Annotated in this window: 15 protein-coding genes and 1 tRNA gene; 8 read left to right on the forward strand and 8 right to left on the reverse strand. The window is 35.4% G+C overall.

Annotated elements, in window-relative coordinates; translation table 11 throughout:
• Positions 1-3: 3 nt before the first annotated feature.
• Together JQC67_RS05685 and JQC67_RS05690 are read right to left on the reverse strand one after the other, a co-directional pair.
• Positions 4-3,387 (reverse strand): SusC/RagA family TonB-linked outer membrane protein, encoded by a 3,384-nt coding sequence (locus tag JQC67_RS05685; RefSeq protein WP_203251880.1) that lies wholly within the window; start codon positions 3,385-3,387, stop codon positions 4-6.
• Positions 3,388-3,572: 185 nt separating this feature from the next.
• Entirely contained in the window at positions 3,573-4,751 is a 1,179-nt protein-coding gene (locus JQC67_RS05690) for a FecR family protein (protein ID WP_203251881.1), read from the reverse strand.
• Positions 4,752-4,861: 110 nt separating this feature from the next.
• Between JQC67_RS05690 and JQC67_RS05695 the strand changes: the two genes are divergently transcribed.
• The 6 genes from JQC67_RS05695 to JQC67_RS05720 all read left to right on the forward strand — a co-directional run bounded on the left by JQC67_RS05695 (position 4,862) and on the right by JQC67_RS05720 (position 14,438).
• Positions 4,862-5,446 (forward strand): RNA polymerase sigma factor, encoded by a 585-nt coding sequence (locus JQC67_RS05695; RefSeq protein WP_203251882.1) that lies wholly within the window; start codon positions 4,862-4,864, stop codon positions 5,444-5,446.
• Positions 5,447-5,669: 223 nt separating this feature from the next.
• Positions 5,670-6,236, forward strand: coding sequence for an RNA polymerase sigma-70 factor (locus tag JQC67_RS05700; RefSeq protein WP_203251883.1), 567 nt, complete (start codon positions 5,670-5,672; stop codon positions 6,234-6,236).
• A 160-nt stretch (positions 6,237-6,396) separates the two neighbouring features.
• Positions 6,397-7,491, forward strand: a complete 1,095-nt coding sequence (locus JQC67_RS05705; RefSeq protein WP_203251884.1) for a FecR family protein — start codon at positions 6,397-6,399, stop codon at positions 7,489-7,491.
• Positions 7,492-7,654: 163 nt separating this feature from the next.
• Entirely contained in the window at positions 7,655-11,254 is a 3,600-nt protein-coding gene (locus tag JQC67_RS05710; RefSeq protein WP_203251885.1) for a SusC/RagA family TonB-linked outer membrane protein, read from the forward strand.
• A gap of 13 nt (positions 11,255-11,267) precedes the next feature.
• Positions 11,268-12,761, forward strand: coding sequence for a SusD/RagB family nutrient-binding outer membrane lipoprotein (locus tag JQC67_RS05715; RefSeq protein WP_203251886.1), 1,494 nt, complete (start codon positions 11,268-11,270; stop codon positions 12,759-12,761).
• Between the two features lie 186 nt (positions 12,762-12,947).
• The gene (locus JQC67_RS05720; RefSeq protein WP_203251887.1) at positions 12,948-14,438 is read left to right on the forward strand and encodes a DUF4832 domain-containing protein; all 1,491 of its coding nucleotides are present in this window, start codon (positions 12,948-12,950) and stop codon (positions 14,436-14,438) included.
• 207 nt (positions 14,439-14,645) lie between these two features.
• Here the strand turns inward: JQC67_RS05720 and JQC67_RS05725 are convergent, their stop codons facing one another.
• The 3 genes from JQC67_RS05725 to JQC67_RS05735 form a co-directional block, all read right to left on the reverse strand.
• Complete coding sequence (locus tag JQC67_RS05725) at positions 14,646-19,355, reverse strand: malectin domain-containing carbohydrate-binding protein (RefSeq protein WP_203251888.1); 4,710 nt, start codon at positions 19,353-19,355, stop codon at positions 14,646-14,648.
• 751 nt (positions 19,356-20,106) lie between these two features.
• A tRNA-Asp gene (locus JQC67_RS05730) sits at positions 20,107-20,180 on the reverse strand.
• 151 nt (positions 20,181-20,331) lie between these two features.
• Entirely contained in the window at positions 20,332-20,979 is a 648-nt protein-coding gene (locus JQC67_RS05735) for a 3-keto-disaccharide hydrolase (protein WP_203251889.1), read from the reverse strand.
• 125 nt (positions 20,980-21,104) lie between these two features.
• Here JQC67_RS05735 and JQC67_RS05740 point away from each other — a divergent pair, with 125 nt between their 5' ends.
• Positions 21,105-21,932: an alpha/beta hydrolase gene (locus JQC67_RS05740; RefSeq protein WP_203251890.1), complete on the forward strand. Its 828-nt coding sequence runs from the start codon at positions 21,105-21,107 to the stop codon at positions 21,930-21,932.
• Between the two features lie 35 nt (positions 21,933-21,967).
• Positions 21,968-23,146, forward strand: a complete 1,179-nt coding sequence (locus JQC67_RS05745) for an aldose epimerase family protein (protein WP_203251891.1) — start codon at positions 21,968-21,970, stop codon at positions 23,144-23,146.
• Here the strand turns inward: JQC67_RS05745 and JQC67_RS05750 are convergent.
• The 3 genes from JQC67_RS05750 to JQC67_RS05760 form a co-directional block, all read right to left on the reverse strand.
• On the reverse strand, positions 23,139-24,212 hold the full coding sequence (locus JQC67_RS05750) for a phosphotransferase enzyme family protein (protein ID WP_203251892.1): 1,074 nt from the start codon (positions 24,210-24,212) through the stop codon (positions 23,139-23,141). The two genes, JQC67_RS05745 and JQC67_RS05750, sit on opposite strands and share 8 nt — an antisense overlap.
• 2 nt (positions 24,213-24,214) lie before the next feature.
• Positions 24,215-25,099 carry a nucleotidyltransferase family protein gene (locus JQC67_RS05755; protein ID WP_203251893.1) on the reverse strand — a complete coding sequence of 295 codons (885 nt, stop codon included), beginning with the start codon at positions 25,097-25,099 and terminating at the stop codon, positions 24,215-24,217.
• Positions 25,100-25,264: 165 nt separating this feature from the next.
• Positions 25,265-26,665: a Gfo/Idh/MocA family protein gene (locus JQC67_RS05760; protein WP_203251894.1), complete on the reverse strand. Its 1,401-nt coding sequence runs from the start codon at positions 26,663-26,665 to the stop codon at positions 25,265-25,267.
• Between the last annotated feature and the right edge of the window lie 38 nt (positions 26,666-26,703).

Consider the following 26,703-nt stretch of genomic DNA (forward strand, 5'->3'; position numbering starts at 1 on the left):
AAACTAAAATTTAACATTTAAACCAAGGTTAAGTATTCTCGCCTGAGGCCAACTCAAAAACACTGTAGAAAAACTTGATAGGTGTCTTTCAGGGTCTTGATTTTTAAAGCCTGTCCACGTGACGAGATTGTCAGCAGAAACATATAGTAGCAAATCTTTCACGTGAAATTTTTGCGTAACTTCTTGTGGTAGATTATAAGAAAACATCACGTTTTTCAATCTTAAATATGAAGTGTCATGTAAATTATAGGTAGAACTACCATATGCAGACACACCTGTATAACCATCCATATGTAATGCAGGCATTTCATTGGTAGGGTTCTGTGGTGTCCATGCATTACGCCAATCTTTCGTTGGTGGAATTCCTGAACCAAAAGGTGAATTAGGTGTCCAATATTGTAAAAGCGCTTTTCTACCCTGAACTCCCTGAAAAAATAGATTAAGTCCGAAACGTTTGTACTCGAAATTTAATCCAAACGAATATGTAAAATCTGGATACCTACCACTAATCGGAACTCGGTCGTCAGCATCAATATCGCCATCGCCATCTACATCTTTCATTTTTAAATCACCTGCTCTTGGGGTTTGGTTGCCTTCATGAATAGGGTAATTACCACTAGCTATATCTGACTCTTGGAAAATTCCATCCCACACATATAAATTGAATTCATCATACGGAAAACCAACATCTCTAATTGTACTACCAGTGCTAGGTGTATAAATAGAAACTACTTCATTTTTGTACTTGGTAAGTAAAAAATTCGCATTATAATAAAGTTCGCCAATATGATTTGCATGTGTCAACTCAAGTTCAAAACCCTTATTGTTCATTTCACCATTATTTACTGTTGGGTTTTCAAGCCCAGTACTTCTTGGTATTTGAACAGAAGCGAGAATGTCGTAAGTATTCTTGTTGAAATAATCAAAAGAGACACCTAACAATGAATTCTTAATTTTAATATCAACACCAATATCAGTCACCTCTGTAGTTTCCCATTGTAAACTCTGATCTCTAAACGAAGTTAAATTTGCACCTTGCAAAACTTCATTGTCTTCATCAAAAGCATAAACAGAATTAATAGACAGGTTGTTGTGATATAGATATGAGCCAATATTTTGGTTACCTAGTCTACCGTATGATGCTCTAATTTTAAATTGGTCTAACCAATCTGCACCTTCTTTAATGAAATTTTCTTCGGATATTACCCATCCTGCGGAAGCAGAAGGAAATAATCCCCATCTGTAATCAGGAGAAACTTTTGAAGTACCATCATATCTTAAATTCGCTTCAAAAAGATATTTTTCTTTGAAGTTATATGCAACTCTACCGAAATATGATCGAATAGCCCATTCTTCAGGTCGTTCTAATCCTGCCAGTCGAAAATGTGAATTGAATAATTTTTCACCATCTGATGAATACGCTTGAATTTCTGTTAAGTGAGGCGCAACCGTGTTTGGTCTGTTGGCTCTTAATATTCTACGTTTGAAACTAACTTGTTCATAACCAGCCATAGCAGATAAATTATGGTTTGCACCCAATTTAGTGTCATATGCTAATGTTGAGAATATAGTAGGAGTAGACTCGGTCATATGCTCATCAGTTAAGCCAGGTACTTCAGCACTTAATGCATCAAAGTTTTGATTGTTTGGAAGAACATCTATTCCGTCATCTGGAAAAATATCTACGTTATGCCAAAAATATGTTTTGTATGATTTCTGATGCATTTTGAAATATCTGTATTGATAGTTCATCGCAAACTTTGTATTCCAAGTCAATCCTTTAAAAGGTTTGATTTCAAAATTTAAATGTGCATTTAAATTGTTGGTGTTGAAATACTGGTTTCCTATTAAATCAAATACTTCTTGAGGCGACTGTCTGTATTGAATCTGTTGTTCGCCTACATAAGCTTCACCTGCAACACGCCCATCAGGAAGATAAGGAGGGCTAAGAGGTGAAGTTGCATAAATGTACATTGGTACAAATAAGTTCATCATAGGTGGCCGCGTATCTTCAGTGGTAGTCAGGTTAAATGAAGTACTCATGGTTAACCAATCACTAACATCTATAGAATAGTTAAATAATCCATTATAACGATCGAATTTATACCCCGGTGCCATTGCATCTTGGGTTAGAGCAGATACTGAAAAATTGTATAAACTTTTTTCACCACCACCTGATATAGACAGATTGTGATTATGTACAGTAGCATCTTTGAACCAATAATCTACTGAATTAAAGTTCCATGGGTAAGTACCATCTTGGTATTTGCTTATTTCTGATTGCGGATAGTAGGTTTCTCCTGGGAAAGATCGAGAATATGCTGTATTAAACATTTGCATATATTCAGCAGAATTATCTACAAAATCAGGTAGCGCAGTTGGTGATTGTATGGAAAGATTACCTCTATAGCTGACAACAGGTTTTCCTTTTTCACCTTTTTTAGTTGTAACAAGTATAACACCGTTCGCAGCACGTGCGCCATAAATAGCAGAAGAAGCTGCATCCTTTAAAACAGTAACATTTTCAATCATGTCAGGTGCTAAATTAGCAAGTGATCCAGCAGCTCCGTCAATTAAAATTAATGGGTCGTTGCTGCCGCCGTATGAACCTTGTCCTCTAATTTGTATTATTGGGTTATTTTGACCCGGTTCTGCACTAGGTTGAATTACGTCAACACCTGAAATACGCCCTTGAAGTAAGTTTGCAGAATTTGTTGCTGGTCTTTGAATAAGTACATCACCAGAGACATCATCTACAGCACCTGTTAAATTCACTTTTTTCTGGGCACCATATCCAACTATGATTACCTCATCTAAACTAGCCGCATCTTCTTCTAACGTAATAGAAAAATCAGTTTGGTCTCCTACAACTACTTCTTTGGCAGCAAAACCTATGTATGAAATAACTAAAACAGCGTTTTCATCTGTTAGGTTAATAGTAAAATTACCATCAAAGTCGGTTTGTGTTCCATTAGTTGTGCCTTTCTCAATAACGTTTGCACCAGGTAGTGGTTGATTGTCTTGATCTAAGACGGTGCCAGTAACTTCTTGTTGCTGAACAATTTTCACCTGTTTTACTACTGACTGTTCTATTAGAATAGTATTATTCTCAGTAACAACAACGTTAAAATCACCGCTTGATAAACTCTTTTTTAATAGTTTATTAGCTAGAATGGTTCCTTTTTTGACATGAACTTTAGGGTATGTATCAAAAATACCTTCTTGATAAATAAACTTGTAGTCTGTCTGGTTCATTATGATGTCAAATACCTCATCAACACTAATAGTTTTGTTGGCATCTATTTTGACTTTTGAGTTCTGTGATAATATAGAATTAGGTGCAAAACTAAATACCGTGGTAAGTGTTAGAAAAATAAAGGTTCTCATAATGTTTATTAATAATCCTCTCCTAAAATAGGATAAGACATTGTGCAAATTAATTTTCATAAATTTGGTAGTTATTAGTTAGTTAAACATTTTAATTAATTAGTAATCAATACAAGGGGATTGAGAGATAAATACTTTCCCGGTGTTTACTCGGTCCCCTTTCTTTTATGTCATACTATAAGTTCTTATTTTAGAATTATTTTCTTTTCATGTATTTCATAGTTTTGGATTATACTTAAGGTTTTTATAGCAGATAATATTTCTTCAAGGTTTTGATTTTTACCAAGCACTCCTTTAAAAGTTACTTCTTCTAATCCTTTCGTTTCAAAAACAACATCAACATCATACCAGCGTGATATTACTTTCATAATGTCTTTTAAGGGTTTGTCTCTAAAGCTAAAAATGCCGTTTTTCCATGATACTTCATTGTATACATTTACCTTGTAGACTTTAAAGGTGCGTTCTTCAATATTTAATTTTGCCTGTTGATTAGGCAAGAGTTTCTGCTGTTCATTTCCATTGCCCACAGCTACAGAACCTTCAACCAGTGTGGTATATATTTTGTGCTCATCTTTATAAGCTTTGATGTTAAATTCGGTTCCTAAAACCTCAATTTCTTGGCTTTTATTAAGGACTTTAAATTTTGACCCATTATTCTCAGTGCTGGGTGATACATCAAAATAGGCTTCACCATAAATAAGTTCAACTTCTCGAGTTTTGTTTGCAATAAAGTTTACAGGATATTTTAATCTCGATTCAGAGTTAAGCCAAACCTGTGTTCCATCTGATAATTTAATGTGAAATTGACCGCCACGAGGTATTGTCAAATAATTGTATTTAACTTCAGCTTGATTGAGTTTAGCTTTATTGTAAACAATTTGTTCACCATTGCTTTTTGCATCTTGCGTATCATAATAGCTTGATTTTCCTAATTCTACTTTAGACCCGTCTTCAAGTGTTAATACCGCTTTATCTGTACCCGGCTCAATAATATCGTTTATTGTAACAGTGGTTGGGGCACTTTCAATAGCTTTGATTGGTGCATTTGATTTGTACAAATATGCTGAGGCTATAATCCCTAATATACAAGCAGCAGCTGCATAATAGTATATAGTTTTGCGCCTTCTTTTCAGTTTAATGACTTTTATTTCATTAGCCATTTCTTCTGATAATTTGTTCTTTACCTTTTTTGAATCGAACTTTTTCATGTTGTAATCAATGGCGTAATTTGTTTTAACATAAGCTTTGAAAACTTTTTCATTATCAGAATCTAGTAACCATTTCTCCAATTCATCTAATTCAGAAATAGAGGCCTGATTAGTGATGAATTTTACAATTAAAATTTCTGTTTTAGGGGCAATCATTAAATATGCTTGTTTTCTGTAATACGTGCGATTTTTTCAATACCCTACTCATTTGTGTAATTTTTTTTTATTTTCGTAATAAATAATGCGTATTACTGCTATATTATCATATGATTGAAGATTATTCTGACAACACGTTATTAATTAATGCTTTAAAAAGTGGTGATTCAAAGGCGTACAATTATTTAGTTGATACGTACCACCATAAGCTTTGTGTTTATGCATTTACCCTTATTCATGATCAAGATTTTGCAGAAGATATAGTTCAAAATGTTTTTGTACGTACTTGGCGCAAACGGGAAAAATTAAAGACTGATTTTTCGATTAATAGTTTTTTGTACAAATCTGTATATAATGAGTTTATTGATCAATATCGAAAACAAAAACCATTTTTTCCATTAGAAAAAAAATATATTGATGCCATTACAGATACCGTAAAAGAGGATGATGAGCGCTCACTTGAACGCGTTATTACATTAGTAAAACGAGAAATTCAAAATCTTCCACCAAAGTGTAAAGAGGTTTTTTTGCTGAGCAAACAAGATGGGTTAAGTAACGTTGAAATTGCAGAGTACAAGAAGGTTTCTATTAAAGCTGTTGAAGGCCACTTGAGCAAAGCATTCAATATTTTGCGTAAAACTTTTGATGGAAAATTAGATAGTTATTTCTTTTTAGTTTTTGGAATTAAAGAGTAGTGTTATGAAAATTTTTACTTGAATTTTTTTTTGTCTACGAATGATGAATTTTACGAACAAACTTCCTTAAATAGTACAATCATTTTAAGCTTCAAAAATAACTTTCTAATCATAATGTTTATTTCTTTTTAAGAAATTATAATAATTATAAAGAAAGGGCATCTATCACTTTTGAATATTGACAACTTAACGTTACATTTAAAGAGTTAAAGTCAGCATTCAGATGTCGTTGGAAAAGGTTCAAACAAATAAATTGCTTTTAAGAGCATTTAAAGAAAGTAACAAAAAAGCTTTCCGAAAATTGTTTGAAATATATTGGGAGCCAATGATTGTTAAGGCAAAAATTATTGTTGGTGATGAAAGTGTTGCTAAAGATCTTGTACAAGATATTTGGATAAAATTGTGGCAGAAAAGAGAAGAGATAGAAATTAAGAACTTTGAAGCTTATATTTTTAAGGCTGTACAGAACGGGTGCTTTAAATATTATAGAAATAGAAAGTTTGATAGTGTACAATTAGAAATAATTGAAAAACTACAACCCATTACAGAATCCGATATTAGTAGGCAGTATGATTTAGAGGCCACACAAAGTCTAATAGGGCATTCTTTGAATGAACTACCACAACGTTGTAAAGAAATTTTTGAGTTGAGCAGATTTGAAGACTATAGTAATGATGAAATAGCTTCAAAACTAGGAATCTCAAAAAGGTCTGTTGAAAATCAAATTTCATTGGCAATTAAGTATCTACGCCATAGTCTTGCCACAATTCTTATTTTTTTCATCCCTTAGTCATAGTTGCTGCTGCATATCATATAGAATGGGAAGTGCTATTCTCATTGGTTTTTTAAAAATAAAATTGTTAATAAAATGTTAAATACGAATAATCAATGTGAGTATTAACTCATTTTGGGGTCATACTTATATGCAGGAAAAAAAGTTTAGAAAATTGATGGAGAAATCCATTGAAGGTACGCTGACAGATGATGAGCAGCAGCTTCTTAATGAGTTTCAAGTCAGACTTGCAGCCAAATCTAATCAACCACATTTTGAAAGTGAGTCGCAAAAAAAATATTTGAAAGATTCAACATGGGCTGATATTTCAAAACATTTAAATTCTACACAAAAAGTAAAAAACTGGAAACTTGTTAGCGCGGTAGCGGCGGTTTTTTTGGGAGTTATTACTGTTAGTTATATCTATTGGTCTCCAACCGGCGGTAAACTAAATTCAATTGACGAAAATGCTATCACATTAGAGCTTGATGATGGCACGGTAAAAGTTTTAAATGAGGGTAGTGTTGTTGATGTGTTTGATAAATCAGGGGCTGTGCTGGGTAGACAAAATAAAAGTAAGTTGATTTATGAAGGTACAGAGGCTCCTGTAGAAAAATTGGTGTACAATACCCTTAATATTCCACATGGTAAAACTTTTGAAATTCTACTTTCTGATGGTACTATAGCACATCTTAATGCAGGATCTTCATTAAGATATCCGATTCAATTCTTAGAAGGTAAAAATAGAGAGGTTTATGTTGAAGGTGAAGTTTTTTTAGACGTTGCTAAAGATTCATTGAACCCATTTATTGTCAATGTAAATGATATTAATATTCGGGTATTAGGTACACAATTTAATGTTCAAGCTTATCCTGAAGATAGTGTAACAGCGATAGTACTTGTTGAAGGTTCAGTAGGCTTATATGAAAGAGGAAAAATTTATCAAGAAGATACGGCTACTATGTTAGCCCCAGGTTTTAAGGCAAGTTTTAACCCCATAAATAAAAAATTCACAAAAGAGGCTGTAGTCACAAATACGTATACATCTTGGATGGACGGAGAATTAGTATTTAGAGATATGTCTTTTGATAACATTCTCAAAAAACTGGAACGCCATTATGCAGTTACTATCATTAATGAAAATCAAAAACTATCAAAAGTGAAGTTCAATGCCAGTTTTGGTAAAGTAAGCTTAGATAGAGTACTAGAAAATTTAAAAATCTATCATGGTATAAAGTATACAATCAACAAAGATATAATTACAATTAATTAATAAACTAAAACTAATTGCCAATGGAATAAACTTTTAAATCATCAATCAATGACACTTTGATTTCTCAATTGTATAAGAGAAAAAAAATCGGAAAATGCTGTAACATTTCCCGACTATAAAGTGATTAATCGCAAATGATAAACCACAAAAACACTATAAAAGTATGAAAAATCTTCTTACGAATTTAGGAGGTACACCTCCTTTGTTCCAATATGACCTAAAGATGAAAATTAGTACGCTGTTTATTTTTATCGCCATGTTTAACATGCAAGCTAATTCGTATTCACAGCTAACAAAAATTACCCTTGAAATGGAAAACGTTTCTGTAGAACGGTTTCTTGATGAAATAGAACATACTACCGAGTTTAGATTTGTTTATAAAACCAAGGATGTTGATTTAGGTCGTTCAATTACTGTTAAGGCAGAGAAAGAAACAATTAATGATATTCTAAGACGCGTATTTAAAAATACGAAAACAGTTTTTTCTGTAGTAGGCGGAGATAAGCTAATTCATTTAACGAAGAATACGCAACAGGCTTCAAAAACTCCAAAACTTCAAAAAGAACTAGATGAGGTGGTTGTTGAACATGCTGTAGAAGGTACTGTCACAGATGAGAACGGTCTTCCGTTAATAGGTGCAAGTATTGTGGAAAAAGCCACAACTAATGGTGTTACAACTGATTTTGATGGTAATTTTTCAATTTCAGTTTCCGATACAGATGCGATACTTGTTATTTCTTATGTAGGTTTTGCAACAAAAGAACTACAGTTAAATGGTCAGTCAAATGTTCAAATAACTTTATTAGAAGATTCTGCTAAGCTAGATGAAGTTGTTGTAACAGCTTTAGGTATATCTCGTGATGAGAAATCAGTAGGTTATTCGGTTACTCAGGTGGGTGAACTAGAAAAAACAGGAGCTTATAATGTTGCAAATGCACTTTCAGGAAAGGTTGCAGGTGTTAATATTTCGCAATCGGCATCTGGAGTAGGAGGTTCTTCAAAAGTAATTATTCGTGGTAATAATTCCTTGGTAGGTAATGGTCAACCTTTATATGTGGTTGATGGTATTCCGTTGAATAATGACGTAAGAGACGAGGCCATTAAATGGGGTGGAACTGATTATGGTGATGGTATATCAAGTATCAATCAAGATGATATAAAAAGTATTTCGGTATTAAAAGGGCCAAATGCAGCCTCATTATATGGTCAAAGAGGAAGCAACGGGGTTATTTTGATTACGACAAAATCAGGTAAGGCAAGAAGAGGTATAGGCGTTTCTATAAATAGTGCTTTCTCGGTAGGAGACGCGGCTATATTGCCAGATTTTCAAAACACATATGGTCAAGGTTTAAATGGTGATTTCACACACTTAAGAGCTGATGATGGTACTATTTATAGTATGACAGATGCTATCGCAGGAGGTTTTACTGGAATTCCTAAAGCTAGTGCTGGTAGAAATAGGCTAACCAGAGGTAGTTGGGGAGCCCCATTTAATAATGAATTATATGAAGACCAATTTGGTAATGTGCTACCATATGTAGCTCAACCCAATACTTTTCAAGAGTACTTTGAGACTCAAATTACACAAAATAATACGGTTAGCTTAACAGGTGGTAATGAAGATGTAACTTATTTTTCTTCTTTTTCAAATTTTAAAGTTGACGGTTATGTGCCGACCAATGAAATTAAAAGGAATACTTTTAATTTGAGGGTGAACGCTCAAGTGACACCGAAGTTAAAACTTGATGCAAAAATTAACTATTCTATTCAAACGGGGGTCAATAGACCGCAATTGAGTGATGCTGCAGCGAACCCAGCATATTTGCTAGTAAGTCAGCCAAGAAGTATTGCCGCAGAATCGCTTGCAGATTATACATGGACAGCCGAGCAGTTGACTGGTGCGTTAGGTGTAGGAAGTAGAGCAATACCGGGGAATGAAAAAACCTATGCAACTAATGGCTCTACTGCGAATCAATATTGGACTATCAATAATACGAGAAACTCTGACAAAAGAGATCGTATTCTGGCATCTTTAAATTTGAACTATGATTTTGCTAAAAATATCAGTTTAAATTTAAGAGGTGGTACAGATAGTTATACATTTCAAAGGCATGAATACCGAGCTATCGGTACCCGTATAACTTCAGACCAAAGAGGTGATATCGTAGAAGTTGTTGATAGGGTAAATGATAATAATTTTGAGGCTTTGGCTACTTTTAAACTAAATCCTATAAGTGATTTTAATATTGAATTTAGCGCAGGTACAAGTCTTCAGAGCAAATTCTTCAGACGCGTAGGCAGTACAGGGCAGCGCTTTAAAGTGCCAGACCTTTATATAATTCAGAACACAGAGCAGGTTACCCCAATATACGATCTTGTTGAATCAGAGATTCAATCGGTTTATGGTTTAGCACAAATGTCATATAAGAATTATCTATATGTTGACATTACCGGAAGAAACGATTGGTCATCAACTTTGGCAAAAGATAATAATTCGTTCTTTTACCCATCTGTTAGTGCTAGTGTAGTAGTAAGTGATGCCTTAAATATTTCAAGTCCTTTTTTGACTTTTCTGAAATTAAGAGGGTCTGTTGCGCAGGCAGGTAATTCTGGTGATCCATATCAACTAACTGGCGCTTATTCTGTTGCTAGCAATAGTTTTGTGGGTCGTCCGACAGCTACTTTTTCGCAAACGATTGTGGATCCAAATTTAAAAAATGAGCTGACTACCTCTTATGAGTTTGGTGCAGATCTTAATCTGTTTCAAAATCGTTTAGGGTTTAATTTTACCTATTATTCTGCTAGTACTGAAAATCAAATTGTTAGTGTACCTGTTTCTGAAACGACTAATTATAATAATTACAGGTTCAATTCTGGAGAAATTACGAATAAGGGACTGGAAGCATTAGTGACTGCCACGCCCATAGAATTAGAAAGTGGATTTAGCTGGGAAACATCTTTTAGTTTTGCCAAAAATAAAAATCAGGTGGTCACTTTGGCTGATGGGGTTGAGTCTTTTTTGCTTGGTGATGATAGAGGTGTCAGCGTTCTGGCAATACCAGGTGAGGCATTTGGCGAATTGTACGGTACAAGCTTTGCTTGGTTGAAAGACGATGCAGGTAATATATTAATTGACCCTTTAAGTGGTCTACCACTGAAAACAGATGATAAATCTCCACACCGTATTGGAAATGCTTTGCCAGATTGGACTGGCGGATTCTCTAATACTTTCAGATATAAAAACTTGTCATTATCGGCGCTTGTAGATATAAGACAAGGAGGGCAAATATATTCACAAAGTTTACGTGAAGAAATTATTTATGGTACCACCAATAAAACTGTTGAAGGTAGAGATGGAACTTATGTTGCCGATGGTGTGATTGCAGAAAAGAATGTTGCCGGTGAATGGGTAAGTACAGGAGTGAGAAATGCGCAACAAGTAAACGCCCAAGATTATTGGAATGTAGTGGCAAGTACCAAAGAAGATGTTATTTCTGAGGAAATGTTACAAGATGCTAGTTATATTTCTATGCGAGAAATGACCATTGCATACCAGCTACCACAAAAGATTCTTTCAAAAACTCCTTTTGAAAATATAGGAATCTCAATTTATGGCAGAAACCTTTTCTATTTTGAAAGGCATACTGACGGTTTTGCTCCTGAAGCAAGTGCGTTTAACGTGAATAATTCTTCAGTAGGTCTAGAATCTACCGCACTTCCATTATTGAGAACCTTTGGAATTAATTTGAATTTAGGATTTTAAAAACACATAAATTATGAAGAATAATAAAAATATAGTAAGTAGTACCTTGCAAATTGCAGTGTTTTTAGCTTTTGTTTTCTTGCAGTCTGGTTGTACTGATGACTTTGAAGAACTTAATACACCACCAAAATCGGTAGTTTCTGTAGACCCTGGTTTGTTGCTTTCAGATGTGCAAAAGAATATTATTTTGTCTGAGCTAGGAGAGTTGCCTAATAATATTCAAGGGTCATGGGTTCAGCATTGGGCAGGAGGTCAAATCTTAGGCCAATCAAGGTATATAGCACAACCATTTGATTTTGATAGTTATGATAAATTAAGAAGTTTAGCTCTAATTAAACATGAACTACTTGAAGGCTTAGAAGATGATCCAAAAGGTAGAACAAAGCTCGCAATCGCGAAAATAATGGAGATATATACTTGGCAGAATCTGACTGATAAATTTGGCCCAATACCTTATACTGAATCTTCAAGACCTATTGAAGATATAATAACGCAGCCAAAGTATGATTCGCAAGAAAGTATCTATCAATCATTAATTGTTGAGCTTGATGCTGCTAAGGCCCAGTTAAATGCATCTGATGAATCTTTTGGTAATGCAGATCTCTTTTATAATGGTGATGTTGCACTTTGGACAAAGTTTGCAAATTCACTCAAATTAAGATTAGGTATGCGAATTAAATATGCAGACGCAGCATTGGCAAAAGCTACTGTAGAAAGTGCTTTGTCTGGATTATTAATCGACAATAATTCTGAGAACGCAAAAGTGCCAACAAGTAATGATATCACAAGTAATAGAAATCCTAACCTACGTCAATTTTCGTCGGGTAGTCCTGATTTGTTTTATTTGGCTGAAAAGTTTGTTGATGTGCTAGTAGCGACAGACGATCCAAGATTACCATTATTGGTAGCGCCAAATGTTGCTGGTCTATTGCCTGAATATCAAGGCATAAAAGTGGCAGAAACTGATGACTACTATTCTGGTATTATACGTAATCAGTTTTCAACACCATCAATTTATTTTGATGATAGTTATGAAATTCCAGTGTATGCATTTAGTTATGCTGAAGTTTGTTTCTTTAAAGCAGAGGCGGCACTTGAAAATTGGGCAGGCTTTACAGAAGTAGATGCTGAAAATTTTTACAAACAAGGCGTGCTTGCAGCAATGTCTATGGAGCCTTTTAATATTTTAGAAGCCGACATACCTACAGCTTATGCCACATCTGAATTTTCACTGACGGGGACCAAAGAGCAGAAATTGGAAAAAATAATGACGCAGAAGTGGATTCATTTGTTTGGAAGAAATCAAGAGGCTTGGTCAGAATGGAGAAGAACCGGTTACCCTGTTTTGAACCCTGGGCCCTTTGCAGGAGGTGCTCAACAGATTCCTAGAAGATTAATTTATTCTTCTGAAGAACAATTGGTAAATAAAGATAATTATGAAGCCGCTGTGTCTACTTTGAGTAATGGTGATAGTTACACCACAAAAGTATGGTGGGATAATAAATAGTATTGCTGTCGTAAGGTAAACATTAGCAATATGAAAATTGAGTGTTGAGTTGATTGAAAGAGGGGAAAGGAATTAATTTTCCTTTCCCTTTTTGTACTACTCTATTTTTGTTAAATACTAAAATTTCGCAACTTGATGATTTTTAGGGTAAGCTCTGCGCGAAAAATAAATACTATGACTTTAAAAATGAAGGAATACAAGATTTTACCAATTATTTGTTTATTACTTTTTTTAGCAAACGGAACTTCACTTTTCGGACAAAGTACTACTTCGAAAGTAGTAAAGGTTTATCCTAAAGAAATAAATGATGTTTTAAATAATCCAGGAATTGGTTTTACAACATTTCAACGATTTAATGGTGATGAATTAAATTCCGGAAATGGATGGACCGAAGGATATCCTATAGAATATCAAGAATTTAATGGAGATTTATCAAATAAAGACTACCCGAATACAAGTATTGCCTATTATCGTGTTGTGTGGAATTTCCTTGAAACGGGGCCAGGGGTCTATAATTGGGATCTGATCGATAAGGCTCTAAAGACGTCAGCAGAAAGAGGGCAAACTTTAATGCTTCGTATTTCACCCTATGATGGTGAAGGTGTCAAAGATGCCCCTATTTGGTATAAAGAAATAGTAGGTAAAGAAAATCTTAAAATTAAAAGCTGGAGAGTTGACCCTGAAAGTCCTGAGTACATCCGTTATTTTGGAGGTATGATTGCGGCGCTTGGGCAACGATATGATGGACATCCAGACCTAGAAGCTGTTGATGTTTCTATTGTTGGATTGTGTGGTGAAGGGTCAGGTATGTATTTGCTAGCAGATAAAACAAGATTATCTCTTATTAATTCTTATTTAGATAATTTCAAGAAAACACATTTAATTTTTCAGCCTTTAAATGGCGACGCTCCCCGTCCAGAACGATTGGTGAAAGGCACTAATATAGCTGCGTATTGGCCTGATGGAACTAATAATGGGGAGGGTTCAAATATGAGAAATTTAGGTTGGCGAATAGATTGTTTAGGTGATTTAGGTTATAAGCCTACATTTAGTCATATGGGAGATATATATCCTCAAGATATTATTAGAAGTGGAATGAGTGAAGCATGGAAAAAAGCACCCATTACAATGGAAATATGTCACACCTTTTTAAGGTGGTTAGAAAATGAGAAATATGATGAAAAAGACGTTAATTATATTTTTGAACAAGCATTAAAATGGCATGTGTCTTCCTTCAATGCTAAAAGCTCTCCTGTTCCCGAAAGATGGAGTCCGCTGGTTAACGATTGGTTAAAGAAAATGGGATATCGATTTGTTTTAAGAAAATTTTCTTATCCATCCAAGATAAAGCCTCACGGTCAGTTATTAATTAAAGGCTGGATAGAAAACAAAGGTGTAGCACCAATTTATAAAGACTATAAATTTGCAGTTCGATTAAAGAATAAAACAACAACAAAAGTATTTTCTTTTAATGTAGATATTAGAGATTGGTTACCTGGTGATGTTTATTTAGAGGATAAGCTATACATACCCAATGATATGCCACTCGGAGATTATCAAATAGAGGTAGCAATTGTTGATCCAGTGATGTTTGAATCTCGTGTAAAATTAGCAATTGAGGGAATTAATGATGAAGGTTGGTATTCAATGGGAGAAGTGAATATATCCAACAAATAGTTATATGTGTTAGGATGGTAATATAGTGGAGAATCTACTATTGTCTATTTATCAGTTTATTCAAGTATCGAAATTTCAAAAAAGATTTAGAATGTAAAAAGAAAAAGCCTTCAACTTGCGTTGAAGGCTTTTGCGGTCTGGACGGGACTCGAACCCGCGACACCTTTGTCACCATTTGTTCATATTCTTGATAAGAAAAATATTCCTTTATTCCTTAATAACTTTTAAAATTTGTTCTGATTTGTTTTGCAACGATTTAATTATGTAAATACCTTTAGGATAAATGGAAAGGTCTATTTCGGGTTCATGTTCATCAGTTTTTAGAGTTATTATTACACGATTAGAGAAATCTGTAACTATTATCTCTTTATCTCCAATGGGAATACCCGTTATTCTAAATTTACCTGTGGTAGGGTTGGGATGAACAAAAGCGGAAAGGTAACCATTATTTATTATGGATGTTTGCCATATTCTTGCCTTTAAATTACTTGATGTTGTATTACTCTCATTATATAAAACAGATACCTGTGTTTGTGATAGTTCATCGTTATATAGTTTAACTTCATCAATAATACCTTCGAAAAATTCATTACTATAACCTGACCAACCAATATATCCATTACTACGATCTGATACCTGTCCATCATGAGCGTGAGTGCCAACTAATATTCCATCAATATACCATGACATGGTACTTCCGTCGTACGTTACAGCAATATGTTGCCATTGGTTTGAAACAATTGAGCCAAAGTCCTTAATCTCACGACCAGTATCCGTACGTAAAACAAATGTAAGCTTACCGTTATGAACAAATGTCATAAATCCTGATGATGTATCGGTGCCAGCAATTGCATGATAACCATTTGTATTAGTTGGATTAATCCAGGCAGACAGAGAAAAACCTTCATTCAAGTCATTATCAATATCTGGTAAGTTAATCTGGTCGTCTAATCCATCAAATGTCAACGCACCTGCTATTTGGCCATTTGCACTATTGTTATTAAAATTAAAACCATTTATAAGTAGTCCGTCATTTCCTTCTCCACTTATATCGTTTGCAGTTGTACCATTTTGTTCGTCAAATGGCCAATAGCCAACACTATCAGGAAGCGGTGTTAAGCTTTCTGAATAAATATCATTGATTTGATTATTCGATAGAGCGCTTTCAAAGATTCTAACATCATCAAGTTTTCCATTAAAATATTCTTGAGCATAACCTGAATAGCCGATATAGCCTGTGTTTTGATCTAAAAGAGTGCCTGTGTGGTTTAAGGTTCCTACTGGTAATCCATTAACAAACCAAGACATGGTATTGCCGTCGTAAGTGACTGCGATATGCTGCCACTGACTTGCAACAATTGTACCATGACTCATTAGTTTACGACCTGTATTGGTTTTTAAGGCAAAACCAAGTTTGCCGTTATGGACAAATGTCATGAAACCTTGACTAGAATTAGTTCCAGTAATTCCTTGGTAACCATTAGTATTCGATGGATTAATCCAAGCGGAAACTGAAAAGCCAGTTTGCATTCCATCATCGATATTAGGTAAAGTAATATGATCGTTAAATCCATCAAAAGACAAGGCATCACCTATTTGGCCATTTGTACTATCATTAGTGAAATTTACACCATTTACAAGTGTTCCGTCATTGTCTTCACCACTCATATCACTCGCAATTGCGCCGTTTTGTTCATCTAATGGCCAGTGACCAACTAGGTCGCCAGCTGTACCATTATCTTCGATTCCTAAAATCTCAATGGCATTAATGATAGGGTGTCTATTCCCACCTACTGCGGTTCTTGAATCAAAATCGATGTTCAGTTGCCCATCGGTAATAGTTACAGTGTATGACTTGGTGAGCACAGCCTCTGCTCCAACTTGGGCGAAAACATCTAAATTGTCTTCAACTAATGTGCTTTCTAAGTTCACATCGAATACACGACTGCCTATACCGCCACTACCGCCACCAGTAGCACCAAACCAAATTTCAGCAAAGTGTAAGTTAACGGTATAATCCCCATTGCTTAGTGGAATATCATAGCCCATAATCTCAGATGTGCTGTATCGTATGGATTTCATGGGTGCTGGAAGTCCTGTTTGCGGTCTATCTAAGGTACTTCCCGTGTCGAAATAGTTATCAGCCATATAGTTGTTTCCATTATAGGTAGTCACAGCTCCACCAGTGTTGATGCGCAACGCGAAACTATTGGTGTTTGGTTCTGGATTTACCGAAATTGTAACCGTATCTGAAGTGGTTTCAGTTTCATCATCAGTTACGATAAGTTCAAATATATATGAGCCTTCTTGTAAATTCGAAATTGTTGGTGTGGCCGAAGTTGCTCCAGTGATAGTAGCCGTAGATGGACCTGAATTTTGGGACCAAGAATAAGTAATGTTACCGCCATCTGGATCACTACCTGAGCCTGTAAGTTGCAGACTATTATTTGGTAGTGTAGTCGTTTGGTCGGATCCTGCATTTGCAATGGGAGGGTCTCCAGCTTCAATTTCCAAAATTTCAATGGCGTTAATAATGGGGTGCCTTTCACCACCTACGGCGTTCCTTGAATCGAAATCGATATTTAGAACTCCATCTGTTATGCTTACAGTGTGAGTCCTAGTTAGTAAGGTTTCAGCTCCCACCTCTGCAAACACATCTAAATTGTCTTCGGCTAATTGACCTTCGATGCTTACGTCAAAAATTCGGCTACCGGTTCCTCCACTTCCGCCACCAGTAGCTCCGAACCAAATTTCAGCAAAATGTAAGTGCACAGTATAGTCTCCATTGTCCAACGGAATATCATAACTCATAACTTCAGATGAGCTGTAACGGATGGACTGAAAGGGTTCTGGAAGGCCTGTCTCAGGTCTGTCTAATGAAGTGCCAGTATCGTAATGGTTATCGGGTAGATAGTTGTCTCCATTATAATTAACTCCCGTTCCTCCAGTATTTATTCGAATTGCTGTGCTATTTGGAGTCGGATTTCCATTTATATAATCTAATGATCGAATACGATACGCCCAGTTTTTCGTGTTATCTGGTCGATTAGGAATTGTAAGTTGACCTCCAGAAGTAGTTGTTAGATCACCTGCATTTGTCCAACCCCCATTGGTTACATCCCACCATTCAAACCGATAGGGTTCTGACGTTAATAGATTTGTTAAAGTAGGTATGCTATAACTAGTAGTCAAAAATCCTAATGCAAATGCCTTATCATCAGATATGGATAAGGTCTGAACGTAGTTCTGGTTGTTGTTTAGATTAGATTCTGCTGCCGGAATCAATCGCTCATACTCATGGCCAGCATCCAATATAAAACTTTTTAAATGGCCCATGGCCTGTGATTCAAAATTTGTTGTCTGGCCAGTAATTTCTGATACGAATGCACCCAATGCGTTCACCTGGGGATTGTCTTCTCTAACGATTCTATTCGAAGTTGAAGATGCTGCACCTGCATACCATACATCTCCCCATGCATGGCCTGCCAAGCCACCACTAAGTACCGAGCCATACATCTGCATTTGCGCCATGGTAGCATCATTTAGACCATTGTTTATCTCATTATTTGAATGTAGACCCCAACCTGGGTAAAACGGCTCCAAATTAAGGGCAGGTTTCACCGTTGTCGGTTGATTAGGTTGGTCAGGTCGATAATAATATATGTCTGCCAACCATCTATGCATATCTTCATCCCTTTCAGCATTACTAACATTTTGAATGTCAAGCGCATCAGGTATATCTCTTTCCCAATTATTTAAAGATGTGTTAAAAGACATTGCAGTTCTAGGTTGTCCATAAGGCATCCGATTTCCTAGCCTTGCGCTTAATTTAAGGTGTGCAGGTTTTACCAATTCATCTCGCCACTGGGGATAGACATTAAAAGCATTCGTATCATGGTGCACCCAGCTAAAAATCATGTTGTAACAGCCATATCGTGCCCATAGATAGCGGACATAATTATAAAAGGCATCTTTTTCACTCTGCTGGGTGCGAAAGGGCCAACGCTCATGCCGTCGTATTGTTTCGAATAAGGTCACAAATCCTTGGTCAGCCAAAAACTGCATTCGTTCGTCAACAGATTGCCAATAGGTTGGATTGATTTTTTTGTAGTTGACCTCATCATTCCAATGGGTAAATGATTCTGGAGGGGCTTTCATCTCGAACGGTGTTTCTCCGTTAGGACCTACCTTCATCCTGTCAGTAGCATTTGACCACAATCCCGATTCAGTCCCTGGTTGGTCTCGGTTTCTTCCCAGTTCATCCAAGTAGGTGTCATCCGGAAAACTGGCAATTACATTAAGTCCATTAAAACCCTGGTTTTTTCTTGCCAAAATATAGTCTTGAAAAGATATATCGGTTATGGTATTTGCCTGATTAAAACCAAACACCGCGGTCAATGCAGACCAAGAAGTATCTGCCGTATAAAAGAATGGCGCGCCATCGGCATACTCTAAAGTTCGGTTGTTGGCCGCAACTCTTATAAACCCGTGGTTATTAGGATTTGCACTTGTATTTCCCGCAGGAGTGGCATTAAATGAACCACTTTTCACATTATTCCCTATAAAACCCTGATCTGAATTGGTGACGCTGCTCTCGTCTATGCTCCAATTCCAAGTTCCAGTTGAAGTAGCGACTAAACGGGCTCGAAAGACATTGCCACCATCCCAGAATACAGGAATCTTATAGGTGCCTCCAGGCCCCGTTAAATTTACCCAAACATCTACATCCAGATAGGCGCTAAAATTACTATTGTATTGTGCCTGGCTTGTAAATGATACTTCAACTACATGCATGACTGGGTAGCTATTTCCTGAAATATAGGGGCTTTTTCCTTGAGCAAAAACCTGTACATTGGAAAAAAAATAAAATATTATTACTAAAATAAGACCGTATTTGTTAATAAACATTGATTTCATTGATTGGGTTTTTAGAGGTTTTTATTTATTTAATATAATTACATATTAATATTTAACCGTTTTTAGGTCATTCTGATTCATATTATTTGTTTAGTTCAATATTTGCGTCAGAGGATTCTTCTAAATATGACGCGTTAAATATAATAATTTTGTAAGAATTGTAGGAAAAAAAGCAGTCTCAATAATTTTTCAAGCAATTAGGGAATACTTTGAACCTTGAATTAAATGCTTGCGGCCATATTTGTAATCGGAATTATTACCATTAAGCAATATGCTTTTTAATGGAATTTTGTGCTTTTGGAGTAAGTAGAAAAACAATATAATATACTATGACAAATTTGCTATAAATAATGTGGTCTTAAATAACTACAATTTGTTTTAAATTGCATAAACCTTGAGCAATTAGAATATTATACACATTGCTTTATATATAATAAACCTATTTTATTTTTATTTGTCAGTTATGAAGGAACATATGCTATAGCTAAATATCATAGGTGTATTGTAAAGATTTATAAGAGAAGGTATTGCGAAATTTATGCATGTGCTTAGTGTTGTACGTGCTATTCTATTTGTCTATTTTTCACCATTAGTTTTTTTGAATTAATTTGCCCTTTAGAGGTCTTTGTATTAGGTTATTACAATAACAACTAATCGGTAAAATATATTAATATTTTAAATGGATGACTACTTTAGAAATATGTAAATACGGTGAATAAAAAAAGCCTTCAACTTGTGTTGAAGGCTTTTGCGGTCTGGACGGGACTCGAACCCGCGACCCCCTGCGTGACAGGCAGGTATTCTAACCAACTGAACTACCAGACCAATGATTTTATTTGCCTAAGGCTAACTCTGACAACAGTCAGATTCAAATCTTGTTCAAATGCTTTTTGCAAAGCGTGTGCAAATATACATTGCTTATTCAATTGCGCAAACATTTTTCTTTAAAATCAGATTAAAATATTAAAAATTCGTCTTAAAGGGGTTTTACCATAATGTCTTTATAGTAAATAACACTGTTTGGATCGTGCCCCTGCAGGGCAAAAGTGCCGCTTGTCAGTACTCGGTATACGCCATTTCCTTCTCGTAATGGCTTTTCGGGTTCTGTGTAATCAACTACTACAATATCATTTATTTTAATAATTATCCGTTTTCCTTCCACTTTAATATATTCAGTATACCATTCATCATCTTTTACATACGTTTCTTTTACATCAACAATGCTATATAAACTACCTGTACGTCTCCAATCTCCTTGTGAGTTGTTTACTTGCACTTCATAACCATGAAGAGGCCAACTTGCTTCTTGGTATTTCGTGTGTATATAGATGCCTGAATTGGCGCCAGGTTTGGTTTTTACTGAAGCTTTGAATTCAAAATTTTTAAAATCGTGGTTTTCAACATCGCCAACATAAAATAAATGCGCTTTAGGTCCGGCTACTTTTATAGTGCCATCAACAATTGAAAAGGTAGCAGCATTTTCGCCAACTTGCCAGCCATCAAAATTTTTTCCATTGAACAAAGAAATCCAACCTTCATTATTCGGGTGGTCTTGTGCGAAAATTGGACTGAGAAATAGACAATATAATACTAAGGTGCAGAGCGTTTTGATGTTTTTTGTCATAATGGCGACTTTAATTAGTGTATCAAAGTATAAAAATTATATAGAGCAAACAATTCTGTTGAATTATTAGTTAGTTCAATTTTGATAACCAAATTGTCACTATTTTTAAAGCAAAGCAATTTTTGATGTTAAAGAATATTTTACTTTTCCTATGTTTTGTAATTGGTGCAACCAATCTTGTTGCGCAAGAGACTGAATATGCACTTGAAAAAGACATTCCGTATTATGCAGATGATATCATTAAAACTGATACATATATTTCAGAAAGATGCAAGTTAGATGTTTACTACCCAAAAGACGGTACAAATGTGGCGACTGTAGTTTGGTTTCATGGCGGCGGAATTACTGCTGGGAATAAAAACATACCTGAAGGTCTTTTAAAACAGAATGTAATAGTAGTAACTGTAAATTATAGATTATATCCGAAGGTAAAACAACCTGAATATATAAAAGATGCCGCTGCTGCCGTTGCGTGGACCTTCAATACTATTGAAAAATATGGAGGCAGAAAAGATGCTATTTTCGTTTCAGGACATTCAGCCGGGGGATATTTAGCAAGTATGGTTAGTCTTGATAAAAGTTACTTAGCAGCATTTAATATTGATGCTAATGATATTGCTGGGTTAATACCTTTTAGCGGACATACAATAACTCATTTTACTGTACGAAAAGAACAAGGTATTGAGGGCACGCAACCAACAATTGATAAATATGCGCCATTATTTCATGTACGAAAAGATGCACCGGCCACACTTTTAATAACTGGTGATAGAGAGCGTGAACTTTTAGGAAGATATGAAGAGGTTGCTTATTTTTATAGAATGATGAAGGTGGTGGGGCATGAAGATATTACACTATATGAGATGGATGGCTATGGACATAATATGGTGTATCCTGCCATACCTATGTTAGTAAAATTTGTATCAGATAAAACCGCTAAAATAATTGAATGACAATGTTCATTCGTAATTCAACTAAAACAACTAAAATGAAGAAAGTCGTTACCATACTATTAATTGCAGTACTATTTTCTTCTTGTAAACAAAATAAGAAATCAACAACTATGCAAGATAATACTGAGGCTACATCTAAAAAGAGCTTACATTCATTAAACCCTTCTGATTTTGAAAAAGATATTGATGGGGTGAAAACTAAGTTTTACACATTGACAAATGCCAACGGATTGGAAGTCACTTTTACCAATTTCGGACAACGATTAATTTCACTTTATGTGCCTGATAAGAATGGTGATTTTGCTGATGTTGTTTTAGGGCCTGATAAACTCGAAGGATTTATGGCGCCAGGTGGAGCATTTTTTGGTGCAACTATTGGTCGGTATGGAAACAGAATAGCCAATGGTGAATTTGAATTAAAAGGAACAAAATATTCACTTGTTGGCAATAACAATGGTAATCACTTGCATGGCGGAACAAAAGGTTTTAATGCGGTTGTTTGGGATGTAGATGAGCATTCGGATAATTCTATTGTCTTTTCAAGAGTATCACCTGATATGGAAGAAGGTTACCCTGGTAATCTTAAAGTAATTGTCAGTTATCAATTAACTGATGATAATGAATTAGAAATAGATTATAAGGCTACAACTGATAAAGCAACGGTTATCAATTTAACACATCATTCATTTTTTAATTTAGCTGGCGAATCTTCAGGCAATGTTAATAAGCACGTAATGATGATTAATGCCGATGCATATACACCAGTAGGTGATGGTTTAATACCTACAGGTGAAATTAGAAAAGTAGAAGGTACGGCCTTTGATTTTAGAAATCCGAAACCAATTGGTCAAGATATAGATGCTGAAAACGAGCAATTAAATTACGGTAAAGGTTATGATCATAATTTTGTACTGAATAGTCTTCCTGTAAATGCAGACGGCCATGTTTTAGCTGCCAAAGTAGTAGAGCCTGAAAGTGGTCGTACGCTAGAAGTTTACACCAATGAACCTGGCGTGCAGTTTTATTCTGGCAATTTTTTAAATGGCACTTTTATAGGGAAATCAAAAAAAGCATATGAGTCTAGGGGTAGCTTTTGTTTAGAGACGCAACATTATCCTGATTCACCAAATCACCCTGAATTTCCGAGTACTGTTTTAGAACCGGGTGAGAATTATCATTCAGTATGTATCTATAAATTTGGAACTACTAACTAAGAAGCTTCTCAGTTGTAACTTCTTTCATGAAGTCAAGATTATTTATGGCCTTTTTGGTAAAGTCAAAAAGGCTTCTGCTTCGGTCTAAGTTTTGATTTTCGTAGGCTACTTTGTAATATATATTATTATTTAGATAGTCAGTAAGTGCTCGTAATCCGTGTAAAAATGGAAGTAATATTGCACCATAAGGCAATGCGTCTATTTCTTCCTTAGAGAGAAAGGCTCCATTTGAAGCTATGCCACTAACAAAAGATTCAAAAAGTGATTTTTTGAAAGTGATTTTATCATGTTGTTGTTCGTCTTCAGGTGCTGTATTGACAATGGTGCGCACGGCATCGCCAAAATCATAATGAAACTTACCTTTCATAATTGTGTCTAAATCGATAAGACAAAGTGCTTTACTGTCCTTTTGAGAAAAGAGAATATTGTTTAGTTTGGTATCATTATGGCAAATTCTAGTTGGTAATTCAACTTGACGCATTGCGGATAACTTTGACAACGTTTCAATTGCAAAATCAATATCTATTGCTGCAACCTCTTTTTTATGCTGTTGTGCATTCTGCAAAGCTTCTTCAAATTGAGATTTTCGAAGCTCTAAATCATGAAATCTAGGTATGGTATCGATATAGTTGTCAACCTTAATGTCGTTTAAAAGAACATGAAATTTTCCAATAACTCGGCCAGCTTCAAAAGCTATTTCTTGGTTTTCAGTTGTATTGTAAGTAGTGCTTTCGTTGATGTAAGTCATTAGGCGCCAATACGCTTTGTCGTCTTCATTGTTTTCGTAAAAACTCTTTCCGTCTTGTGTCTTTACGAGCGTGATTTTATGGTAATCAACATCGTCTAAATTCTCAAGGGCATTATGAATATTATTCATTAGGCCGTCAATATTTTTAAAAACAAGGTGATTTACCCGCTGTAAAATATACAAAGGTTTATCATCAGTTAAAACCAAAAAAGTATCATTTATAAAACCATCAGTTAATGGCTTAAAAGTGTACTCTTTGTTGGCTATTGAGAAATTAGCCAACAAACCAATTAATATGTTATCTGTGAAATTACTCATCCTTATGGCCAAAGGGGAGCAACGTATTTTCCGGCATCTGTTTTCTGCTGTAAGCTAGCTACGGCTACTTCGCGATCACTAGCATAAGTAACACCAAACCATTCACCACCCGAAGGAACAACTTTTACTTCTATCTCACCAGCTTGCAACATTTCTTGAATAGTTTTCGGAATATAGAGTTCGCTAGTTTTTGCTAATTTGTCATCAGCAAGAAAGGTTCTAAAATCACTTTCAATTTTTTCAAAAATAGAAGGCTTGCAAACCCAGAAATTCATACTTACATGCTCTTCGCCAGTATAAGTATTTTTTGAATCTTCATCATAAACACTACCATCTTTTGGTACTAACTTCAAGCGTTCATTAACAGATACTAAATCATCACCATTTACCTCGCAAACACCTCTTGAAACCGATCCGTGTTCAGAAAGTGTATCTTTTAAAGTGTAACCAACAAGTGCATAGCAATTGTCATCATGATGTGCTCTCATGAAATTGGCGGCATTTTCATATGCTGGTTGCCCGTAAAAGTCATCAGCATTAAGAACAGCAAATGGTCCGTCAATAACGTTTCTAGCTGTCCAAACTGCATGAGCAGTTCCCCAAGGTTTTGGACGTTCACCGTCAAAAGTGCATCCGTGCGGTAAATCTGTAACTTCTTGTGCTAATACATCAAGCTCAATATTTTCAGGTAAACGAGGTCTAAGATGTTCTTCTAAAAACGCAACATGTTCTTTTTTTGTAATTACCACAATATGTTCAAATCCATTTTTGATAGAATCATATATGCCAAATTCCATTAAGAATTCACCATTAGGGCCTAAATCATCAAATTGTTTTAGTTTTCCATATCGGCTACCACTTCCTGCAGCCATTAAAAGTAAGGTCATGTATGTGTTTTTATGAATTGTAAAAATAAGATATAGAATGCGAAATGTAAACCCTGAAGGCATCCAATCAGCAATTAGTTTGAATTATAACAGAATTCTCATTTGGTTAGTATATCATACCCGAATATTTAAGTATTACTAGGTGTGAATCGAATGAAACAATTATTAAATCATCTTCATGGCTGTTGGGTCCCAGATAACGGCTTTTTTGCCAAAATAACTATAGTTCGCCAATAGCGAAGCACCTCCGGCTCTAAGTCCGAATGTTGGGTCTTGAATAATTTTACCTTTACCTCGGATGGCTTGGAAAAAATTATAAAAATGATCGTAATGACCTCCCTTGTAATCGTTTGATGCTTTCCATGAAGTTTCACCTGTATTGAGCTGTGAATTTCTGCTGCCTAAATTTTGTGCATCGTAATCGGCAATAATTTTTTTCTGCGTTTCTTCAGTATAAGCTACCAGCGAATAGGCTTGTGGTACCAAACCTAATTTTGCTCTTTTTAATTTAACTGAATTTTGGCCTACATGTAATTCTCCTTCGGTTCCAGTTAGCTTAAAGCCACCACCTCCACCATTTCCAGCAATAAAGTTGATCCTAAAGGCCGCATTAAAAGCGGCATGAGTATCGGTTTTTGGATAATCATAAAGTGTTAAACTTACATCAGGAACATCACGGCCATCTTTCCAATAACGTAAGCCGCCAGTTGCTTGAGCTCTATTTGGTCCATGTGAACTGATAACATGGTTTAAAGTTGAAAACGCATGTACAAATAAGTCTCCAGCAATTCCGGTCCCATAATCTTGGTAGTTACGCCATCTAAAAAATCGTTTTAATTCAAATGGGGTCTTAGGCGCATTGCCAAGAAAGGTGTCGAAATCAACAGAGTCAGCAGTAGCATCAGGTGGAATAGGATATTGCCATGAACCTTCAGAAGAAAATCGGTCACTATAAAAATCTACCATCACTATATCACCAATTGCACCATCTTCATACAATTGTTTCGCTTTTTCATTTCCCAATGAAGCCATGCCTTGACTACCAATTTGGCAAATTTTACCTGAAGCTTTATGTGCAGAAATAATAGCCTGACCATCTTCCCATTTATGAACCATAGGTTTTTCACAATAAACATGTTTACCCGCCTTAAGTGCATCTATGGCGATTTTTTTATGCCAATGATCTGGTGTGGCCACAATTACAGCGTCAATATCATTTCGATTTAATAATTTTCTATAATCTCTAGTAGTAAAAATATCGCCGCCCCAAAGTTCTTTTGCTCGATCCAATCGGCCAGTATATAAATCACAAACGGCAACTATTTTAACGCCGGCCACCTTTATTGCGGTATTGGTGTCATTAATACCTTGTATGCCTGATCCAATTAAGCCTAAATTAATTTGGTCGTTAATTACATAAGAAGAATTATCGTAGACTCTCTTTAATTGTAGTTTTTGATTTTTCGAATTTGCGAAAATCGTAGGTGCAATAGTTATTGCTGTTGTGCTTAAAGTTGCTTTTTTAAGAAATTTACGCCTTGAGCTAGAGTTTTTTTTTGGTTCCATATAAAATTTAATTTGTGTAGCAAATACGTCAAGTAAGG

Source organism: Aurantibacter crassamenti, from assembly GCF_016811105.1.
Classification (GTDB): domain Bacteria; phylum Bacteroidota; class Bacteroidia; order Flavobacteriales; family Flavobacteriaceae; genus Aurantibacter_A; species Aurantibacter_A crassamenti.

Coding starts and splice junctions, on each gene's coding strand:
- JQC67_RS05685 (WP_203251880.1), bottom strand. CDS start 3,387: ATGAGAACCTTTATTTTTCTAACACTTACCACGGTATTTAGTTTTGCA.
- JQC67_RS05690 (WP_203251881.1), bottom strand. CDS start 4,751: ATGATTGCCCCTAAAACAGAAATTTTAATTGTAAAATTCATCACTAAT.
- JQC67_RS05695 (WP_203251882.1), top strand. CDS start 4,862: ATGATTGAAGATTATTCTGACAACACGTTATTAATTAATGCTTTAAAA.
- JQC67_RS05700 (WP_203251883.1), top strand. CDS start 5,670: ATGTCGTTGGAAAAGGTTCAAACAAATAAATTGCTTTTAAGAGCATTT.
- JQC67_RS05705 (WP_203251884.1), top strand. CDS start 6,397: ATGGAGAAATCCATTGAAGGTACGCTGACAGATGATGAGCAGCAGCTT.
- JQC67_RS05710 (WP_203251885.1), top strand. CDS start 7,655: ATGAAAAATCTTCTTACGAATTTAGGAGGTACACCTCCTTTGTTCCAA.
- JQC67_RS05715 (WP_203251886.1), top strand. CDS start 11,268: ATGAAGAATAATAAAAATATAGTAAGTAGTACCTTGCAAATTGCAGTG.
- JQC67_RS05720 (WP_203251887.1), top strand. CDS start 12,948: ATGAAGGAATACAAGATTTTACCAATTATTTGTTTATTACTTTTTTTA.
- JQC67_RS05725 (WP_203251888.1), bottom strand. CDS start 19,355: ATGAAATCAATGTTTATTAACAAATACGGTCTTATTTTAGTAATAATA.
- JQC67_RS05735 (WP_203251889.1), bottom strand. CDS start 20,979: ATGACAAAAAACATCAAAACGCTCTGCACCTTAGTATTATATTGTCTA.
- JQC67_RS05740 (WP_203251890.1), top strand. CDS start 21,105: ATGTTAAAGAATATTTTACTTTTCCTATGTTTTGTAATTGGTGCAACC.
- JQC67_RS05745 (WP_203251891.1), top strand. CDS start 21,968: ATGAAGAAAGTCGTTACCATACTATTAATTGCAGTACTATTTTCTTCT.
- JQC67_RS05750 (WP_203251892.1), bottom strand. CDS start 24,212: ATGAGTAATTTCACAGATAACATATTAATTGGTTTGTTGGCTAATTTC.
- JQC67_RS05755 (WP_203251893.1), bottom strand. CDS start 25,099: ATGACCTTACTTTTAATGGCTGCAGGAAGTGGTAGCCGATATGGAAAA.
- JQC67_RS05760 (WP_203251894.1), bottom strand. CDS start 26,665: ATGGAACCAAAAAAAAACTCTAGCTCAAGGCGTAAATTTCTTAAAAAA.